The following is a 230-nucleotide window of genomic DNA, read 5'->3' on the forward strand; positions in this document are numbered from 1 at the left end:
GCCCGAAGGTCCCCTCCTTTCCCCCGTAGGGCGTATGCGGTATTAGCAGTCGTTTCCAACTGTTATCCCCCTCGACTGGGCAGATCCCTAGGCATTACTCACCCGTCCGCCGCTCGTCACCTCAGAAGCAAGCTCCCTTGTGTTACCGCTCGACTTGCATGTGTTAGGCCTGCCGCCAGCGTTCAATCTGAGCCATGATCAAACTCTTCAATTAAAGTTTTTTGAATCTT

At 53.5% G+C, this 230-nt stretch carries 1 rRNA gene; it reads right to left on the reverse strand.

Annotated elements, in window-relative coordinates:
* A 16S ribosomal RNA gene (locus H5114_RS20785) occupies nt 1–214 on the reverse strand; the annotation flags it as partial.
* Nucleotides 215–230 lie beyond the last annotated feature (16 nt).

This window comes from Shewanella sp. SR43-8, assembly GCF_014163775.1.
GTDB classification, from domain to species: Bacteria; Pseudomonadota; Gammaproteobacteria; order Enterobacterales; family Shewanellaceae; genus Shewanella; species Shewanella vesiculosa.